General features: G+C 55.7%; 3 protein-coding genes and 2 pseudogenes. 1 reads left to right on the top strand and 4 read right to left on the bottom strand.

Translation table 11 applies throughout. The features are described 5' to 3' along the window. Positions 1-358: 358 nt before the first annotated feature. From BMZ42_RS16040 to BMZ42_RS16055, 4 genes and pseudogenes are all read right to left on the bottom strand, one after another. Entirely contained in the window at positions 359-1,168 is an 810-nt protein-coding gene (locus BMZ42_RS16040; protein WP_091524509.1) for a GIY-YIG nuclease family protein, read from the bottom strand. Then, on the bottom strand, positions 1,165-2,367 hold the full coding sequence (locus BMZ42_RS16045) for a GIY-YIG nuclease family protein (protein WP_091524510.1): 1,203 nt from the start codon (positions 2,365-2,367) through the stop codon (positions 1,165-1,167). Before BMZ42_RS16045 ends, BMZ42_RS16040 begins: the two co-directional genes overlap by 4 nt. Beyond that, positions 2,360-4,414 (bottom strand): DEAD/DEAH box helicase, encoded by a 2,055-nt coding sequence (locus BMZ42_RS16050; RefSeq protein WP_091524513.1) that lies wholly within the window; start codon positions 4,412-4,414, stop codon positions 2,360-2,362. Before BMZ42_RS16050 ends, BMZ42_RS16045 begins: the two co-directional genes overlap by 8 nt. Continuing rightward, positions 4,411-6,036 (bottom strand): annotated as a pseudogene (locus BMZ42_RS16055) (class I SAM-dependent DNA methyltransferase); the annotation flags it as partial. The gene BMZ42_RS16050 and the pseudogene BMZ42_RS16055, both read right to left, overlap by 4 nt. A gap of 90 nt (positions 6,037-6,126) precedes the next feature. Here BMZ42_RS16055 and BMZ42_RS16060 point away from each other — a divergent pair. Next, a pseudogene (locus tag BMZ42_RS16060) lies at positions 6,127-7,155 on the top strand (IS3 family transposase); the annotation flags it as partial.

A 7,155-nucleotide genomic window follows, 5' to 3' on the forward strand; every position in this document is an offset into this window, starting at 1 on the left:
GGAATCATTCTCTGATTCGATTTATAGCCACCGAAACGGCGTAGAACTGCGGGTTTTCGGGCCGAAGCTGTTGACTGCGCTGTCTGGCTAAGACGTCCATTTCGTTCTCTCTCTGCCAAAATTCTCCAAACCTCCTGACTACGTCGATTTGGTACGGATTTGTAAGACGCTGTAAATGCACGGTTATTTTCTTCATTTTATCCGTACTTTTGTGTAGCGCAGCGGTGAGAGAAAGAATCTCGGGTCGAATTTTCTGATAGCTTCCACCGACCAACATTGGCCAGTGGCGGCAGGCCGTTCAGTTTCACAGTCGACGTTTCTGCGCCGAAGTAGCCGATGCCGATGGTCAATACCGGCATCAATTTCGGTTCAACCCGTACTCACCACGCGTCAGGAGAATGCGCTTCCAGAATGCCTCGCGTCCAAGGATGACTTCATCGGGCGCCGACGCAGGGCGCGCTTCCAGAAGCGCAAAACGGAATGCCTTGCGGCAATATTCCAACGTCGGATCGTTTACTAGGGCACGAAGTTCCACATTTCCACCGTGGCCGCTGGAGACATAGGCGCACCAACGCGACCAGATGCCCTGGTCGCCGTAGGCTGATCCGATGTAGCGCCTGCCCGTTGTGATATCCGAGATGAGATAAATGCCCTTGATGCTGGAAAGCGCTGCCTGCCAATCGGAGCGGGAATTGCGTACCAGTGTTTCAAGTTCCTCGAAGGACAGATCGATGTTCTCGAAGCCAGGAAAGGACCGCCCGGAATAGGGTTCGCGCAGAATTTCCTGCACCTCCAGGTTGGGATAGTGATTCTCAAAATTTACCCGGGTTGCGCGCTCGCGATAGCCAGAACGCAGTTTCAGCCGCCCCAGAAAGCTTTCGCCTTCCGTGGTGAGTTCGACCTCGTATCGATCAGGATGCCGCGCAACCACGCGGAAAACCCCTCCGAACAGCCAGATATCCGGTTCGTGATAGAACTGAACAAGCGAGAAAATGAAAGGTCGGTTGAAGTCATTACGCGCGGGCCGGTATTCTTGCCAGCCCTGCCATTCTTGTTTGTCGCGTGCCCACACTTCAAGCGGTTGGTTCTCGCCATTCCAGCGGGCGAAGTGCAGCTTGTAGACTTCCGGCGAGGCAATCCGCCAAATATCGGCGAATCGGATAGTCATGACGCCATACTAGGCACTCTCTTCAAAGAGGCGCTTTCCGGATCATAGACATAGGCGGTGATTGTGCCATCCTTAATTTTTTCGACAGCCTCATCAACCACGAAGAGCGGTACAAGAAACCATTCGCGTGGCACGACCGGCCGACCAAAACGATCAACAATCTGGATGTCTAACTTCGCGGGCTCAAAGACGCGGTGAATTAGGTTTTCGAGCCGAGTGCGACTGATGTTGAATAGCTGATAGGTGGCTACAGTTTCTACGTCTGCCATCAAGAATGTTGGCTGGAGCCGAGCGCCGGCGATGCGTTGTTCGACAGCGAGATTGGTGACACCAATTTTATGTACCAAGTCGCGATTTGCGCTGACTGTCGGATGATCTGACTTGCTCCTGAGCACGTAGATGGTGCCGCTCGCTTCGTCGTCCTCTTCGCGATCACTGGAAAATAGCGGCCCGGCAATCGGGTCAGTGATACGCCGCCCGGCTTCATCCTTGTTTAATGCGCGCTGGAGAGACCGCATGAGCATATTGCTTTCGGTCCCATTGTCGAAAATGACCCGAAGCCGCGCGTCGGTGCGGCCCTGCTCAGTAAGCGTAACTTCGCCCATCTCGGCTACATAGGCCTTCTGGCCTCCGACAATAAACCAAGCGCCGGGACGAATTTCGGCCTTAAGCTCAAAGTCGCGCGTCTGGCGTTCTCCGCTATCCAGTTCGCGCTGCACCTTTTCGAAGAGTGGCTTAAACTTCTCGAAATCCTCACACCGATCGCGGCGGGCAACCTCCTCAGCGGCACGTTTCTCCTCGGCTGAGCGCACATAACGAAGCTCGGTGATAGCAGGAGCTGCTTCCATGTCGATGCCAAGCTCGGCCAGGAGTTCATCATCATCAAGATCATCTAGACTGCCACTCCCTGTGTCCACGTTTCCGCCCAGCAAATCCTGATGATCAAGGGGCTCCAAGACGCTTCGGCATTCCTCCAGCTCTTTCAGTCGGTCCAGCCGCACGGCATACAGCCGCTCGAATATGTCACGGCCCTCTCCATGCTGGGGTGGACGGCCGTGTTCTTCCGCAAAGCGCTGGATTTCCTCGAAGCCAGCAATAATGCGCTCTTCGCGCGGTGTGCGCGCTGCCTGCTTCTTGGTTTCGATCTCGACCCCAAGCTCGGCAAGAAGCGCATCATCCTCGTCGGTGAATCTAGCCACGGACTGCCTCCGCCTTCATGCGGGCGAGGAAAGCAACGCCCTCAGCCATGCGCTTCTCCCATGGATCAGCGGCTGTGATGTCAGGCAGACGGCCCCGATCTTGTTTGAATTTTACGGCGCGCCGTGTGAGTTCTCTAGCCTCTTCGGGCGTGAGATTAACCTTTTTGGCATTAATGATTGCCTGAATTTGCTTCAAGCTCTCCTCGCTCATCGTCTTGCCGAGAATAGCGCGCGCTTCTCCGAACGGATTGATGCGATCAATGAGATCGATGTCGAGTTCGCGAACATCCATAGCGAACTTACGCACGCCCTGCACGAAGGCGGTATTTGGTCCTGGCTCATCCTCACTGCTGACTGCAATTTCTTTTGCCTTCTGCGTAAGATTGAGAGCGGCGATCGCATGCTGGCGCACTGCTTCCTGGTCGGCCTCGTCGAGCTCGGGATAACGATCCTTGATGATCTTGCCCATGCGCACCTGGGTCAGCTCTTCGGGAATCATTTCCTCATCGAAAAGGCCCTTGCCGACGGTGTTGCGGTCCTGAACAAAGGCGGCGATCACCTCATTCAAATCCTGTTGACAGATACGCTCGGCCTCCTTGCTCTTGGGTTCGGCAAGGCCATTGATCTCGATCTGGAACTGGCCAGTGTCGTGATTGAATCCGACATTAGTTTCGCCCGGCTTATACCCTTCCTCGCCATAGTCGAAGCCGGGAGTCGGTTCGTTTTGCGGGTTCTTCGGCTTGAATTCGAAGCGGGGCGCGAGCACCTGTTCCATCAGCAGGCTGGCGGCGATCGCCTTCAGCGTGTCGTTGACCGCCTCGTTGACGGCTTCATCGGTAGCATCGGGCTGGGCGATCAGATTGCTGAACCGCGCCCGCGCCTTGCCGGGCGCATCGCGGGTCGCGCGGCCGATGATCTGCACGATTTCAGTGAGGCTCGATCGATAGCCGACAGTCAGCGCATGCTCGCACCAAATCCAGTCAAAGCCTTCCTTCGCCATGCCCAGCGCGATGATGATATCGACATGATCACGGTTGTTCTTCTGGGACGGATCCTTGAGTGCGGCCGAAACGCGATCACGCTTGGCCGGATCGTCGTCCACCAGATCGGCGATGCGCAAGCGCCGTCCATCGGAAGTTTTCACCATCTGGAAGCCGGTAGCGGGATCAGTGCCTTCCCAAGTGCCGAGCTCTTCGATGATGTGCTCAACTTCCTTGATCTTGTCCTTCGTGCTCTCGCGCGAATTAACGTTGGGGATGTGCACAATCGTCTTTTCGGCCGGATCGAGCACCTTGAGGATGTCGTCGGTATAGGTGCCGGCATAGAAGAAATAGCCAATATCGAGTTGCTTCAAATGCTCGTAACCATTGAGCTGCTCGTAATAGGTGTAGGTGACAGGCTCGAATTTGCCCTCGTCCTCGGGAGCAAGCACTGCGTCAGCATCCCCTCGAAAATAGGAGCCTGTCATTGCCACGACATGCACGCGGTCGCGGGCGATGAACTGCCCGAGATGCTGGCCGAGCTTGTTGTCGGGATTCTCCGAGACGTGGTGGAACTCGTCGATCGCGATCAGTCGATCATCGAAAGCCTCAACCCCAAACCGATCTACTGCAAAGCGGAAAGTGGCGTGGGTACAGACCAACACCTTGTCGCTGCTCTCCAGGAACGCACCGACGGAATTCACCTTCCCACCATTATCAGTGCCCGGCGCGTTGCAGAGATTCCATTTTGGCTCGACCTGCCAGTCGGCCCAGAAGCCGAACTTGGTCAGCGGTTCGTCGGCGAAACTCGACCCGATCGACTTTTCCGGCACGACGATGATCGCCTGTTTCAATCCCTGATTAGCAAGCTTGTCGAGAGCGATGAACATGAGCGCCCGGCTCTTGCCCGAGGCTGGAGGCGACTTAATCAACAAATATTGCTCACCGCGCCTCTCAAAGGCCTTCTCCTGCATCGGGCGCATGCCGAGTTCGTTAGCCTTGGTTGAACTTCCAGTGCGGGCATAGGTAACAGAAACCGATGGTACAGAATGGATTGGATTGCTCATGCGTACGCCCCCTCTTTCTTATTTTTGCTGGCTCCCTTTCCTGCCGTCATTTTGGTGTAGAGCTCGAAAAGCTTTTCCAAGCGCTCGGTATCATTCTTGAAGCGCCGGCCAATATAGATGCGCTCCAGCACTTCGTCGTTGCGCTCGTGGGCGGCACGCAGATCAGCGGGCATGGTCTCGGGGTCATAAAGATCGGCGATCGTTGCCGGAAAATGTGCTTCGCGTGCCAGTAGGATATCCTCGGCGCAGCGGGTGAGGTCGGCCTTCATTTTCTCGGTGAGCGGCGGCAGCGGGAAGTTGTTCCAGCCGAGGGTGTTAGAGTATCGGTATCGGGTTTCCAGCTTCCCGCAAACTGTGGCAATCCAAACAAGATGCAGGCGGGAGGCGATCAAGGCCATCGTCCAGAGAGGCGCATCGTATAGGCCGAACGCGGCGTTCGAAACAACAGCGCCTCCGACCAGTGCGCCGACGGGTAAGTAGCTGCGGTTTTCGCTGGTGTGGATTGGCACTATCAGTGGGGCTGTTGCCTCCGATGAACGACCGTGCCTGATCTCCGAAAACGCATATGGCGTCGTTGCCTGGTCACGTGTTTTAGCTTTTGTACTTCCCTGTCGGAAATCACGAACCAAATCGATCCTTTTTTTCAGCAAAGCGTGATTTGATGCTTCTTCGTATTCATCTTTCTGTATCCATATACAGTACCTTTGTTTTCCATCAATGTACTCATCGCTACCTAGATACGGTTTGATAAAACGGCGGATACTCGTGTCTTTTATCGATCGATATTCCTCGGGTTTGATAATTAGCCCCCCGCCATCAGCGGGCTTACTTCCGTAGTCCATCGAAGGAAGTCCGTTGATTGGTCTTGAGGACGCACATACGTAGATATCATTCGCAGGAACCAAGTAGGCATTAATGTTATCTACTTCCTTCTGAACCGTTTCGCCTGCATCTGAGACGGTGTAGAGATGACGCTTCCTGCCAGTTTCCTGCGAGATTCCGACAATCACCACCGTCACTCCCGCGTTGTGACTCGCTAGGTTGGACCACCGAAACGAGGAGTGAGCAAAAGCTATCTTGTGGTGAGTGGAAAATATGAGAGGCCAAAGCGTCGGGACATGCTGACCTTGACATATCGAATTGGTTGCGACGAACGCCGCGACTGATTTCGTCTTCGTCCCAAATTGTGCCGCCTTCATGAACCAGCCAGCGACGTAATCCAGGATCTTCCAATTTTTTGTGTAGCGTTCGAAAAGCGACCGCAGCTCAGATTTTTGCTCATCCGTTTGAAGTGATGATCCAAGGTACGGGGGATTTCCACAAATGAAGGTCTCACCGCCTTCATTCTCGAAGTCGATCTGCGCCTGGCCGAGCGGCGTATGAAACAAGTCCTCGGCGTGATGCTTCACGACGGTGCCGGTAGGCGGACAGATGCTCAGCCAATCGACCTGCAGCGCATTGCCCGAATAAATCCAGTTCTGCGCATCGAGTGGCAGGAAGTCGCGCAGTGCTTCCTTCTGGCCGCGATAGAGCACGTCGCATTGATACTCGGCGATGATTAGCGCCAGCCGGGCGATCTCGGCCGGGAAATCGCGCAGCTCGATGCCACGAAAATTGGTGAGCGTGTCCGGCGTCAGCGCTGATGGTACCAAACTGGCTTAACTGAGAACGGAGGATTTCTGGTTCATCGTAGCCTTTCAAAAGGAGCGAAGATGAGACAGAAATCCGGGACAGGGAAAGCGCCTGCGCAGCAGGTCATCAAGGACATCCGCCGTGCAACCCGCAAGCAATATGGTGCGGAAGAGAAGATCCGCATTGTGCTGGAGGGATTGCGTGGTGAGGAGTCGATCGCCGCGCTGTGCCGGCGTGAGGGGATTGCCGAGAGCCTTTATTACAATTGGTCGAAGGAATTCCTGGAGGCTGGCAAGAAGCGGCTTGCCGGCGACACAGCACGTGCCGCCACCAGTGACGAAGTAAAGGTGCTGCGCAAAGAGGCACGCGATCTCAAGGAAGTCGTCGCCGAGCAGGCGCTGGAACTGCGGCTGTTTAAAAAAAGCATGATCGCGGATGGGGGCGACGACGAATGAGATACCCCGCATCCGAAAAGCTGGAGATCATCCGGCTGGTCGAGAACTCGCACCTGTCGGCGCGGCGCACATTGCAGAAACTCGGCATACCGCGCTCGACCTTCAATCGCTGGTATGACCGCTTCCTTGCCGGCGGCGTCGATGCGCTGGACGATCGCAGGCCCCGACCGAACCGGGTCTGGAACCGCATCCCCGATCAGGTGCGTGACCAGATCGTCGAGCTGGCGCTGAACGAGCCGGAGCTGTCGCCGCGGGAACTGGCGGTCACATTCACCGACACGAAGGGCTATTTCGTCTCGGAATCCTCGGTCTATCGCCTGCTCAAGGCGCATGATCTGATCACCAGCCCGGCCTTCATCGTCATCAAGGCCGCCGACGAGTTCCATGACAAGACGACAGCACCGAACCAACTGTGGCAGACTGATCTTACCTATCTCAAGGTCATCGGCTGGGGCTGGTTCTATCTGTCGACTGTGCTCGACGACTTCTCACGATACATCATCGCCTGGAAGCTATGCACCACGATGAAGGCGGGAGATGTCACCGACACGCTGACCATGGCCCTGCAAGCGTCCGGCTGTGACAGCGCAAAGGTTGCGCAGCGACCGCGGTTGCTCTCTGACAATGGCCCCTCATACGTCTCGTCCGACCTTG

Origin of the sequence: Aquamicrobium aerolatum DSM 21857, assembly GCF_900113935.1 — a bacterium.
GTDB classification, from domain to species: Bacteria; Pseudomonadota; Alphaproteobacteria; order Rhizobiales; family Rhizobiaceae; genus Aerobium; species Aerobium aerolatum.

What these genes read in the sequence shown, in the direction of transcription:
- BMZ42_RS16040 (WP_091524509.1), bottom strand. Translation starts at nt 1,168, where the DNA reads ATGACTATCCGATTCGCCGATATTTGGCGGATTGCCTCGCCGGAAGTC.
- BMZ42_RS16050 (WP_091524513.1), bottom strand. Translation starts at nt 4,414, where the DNA reads ATGAGCAATCCAATCCATTCTGTACCATCGGTTTCTGTTACCTATGCC.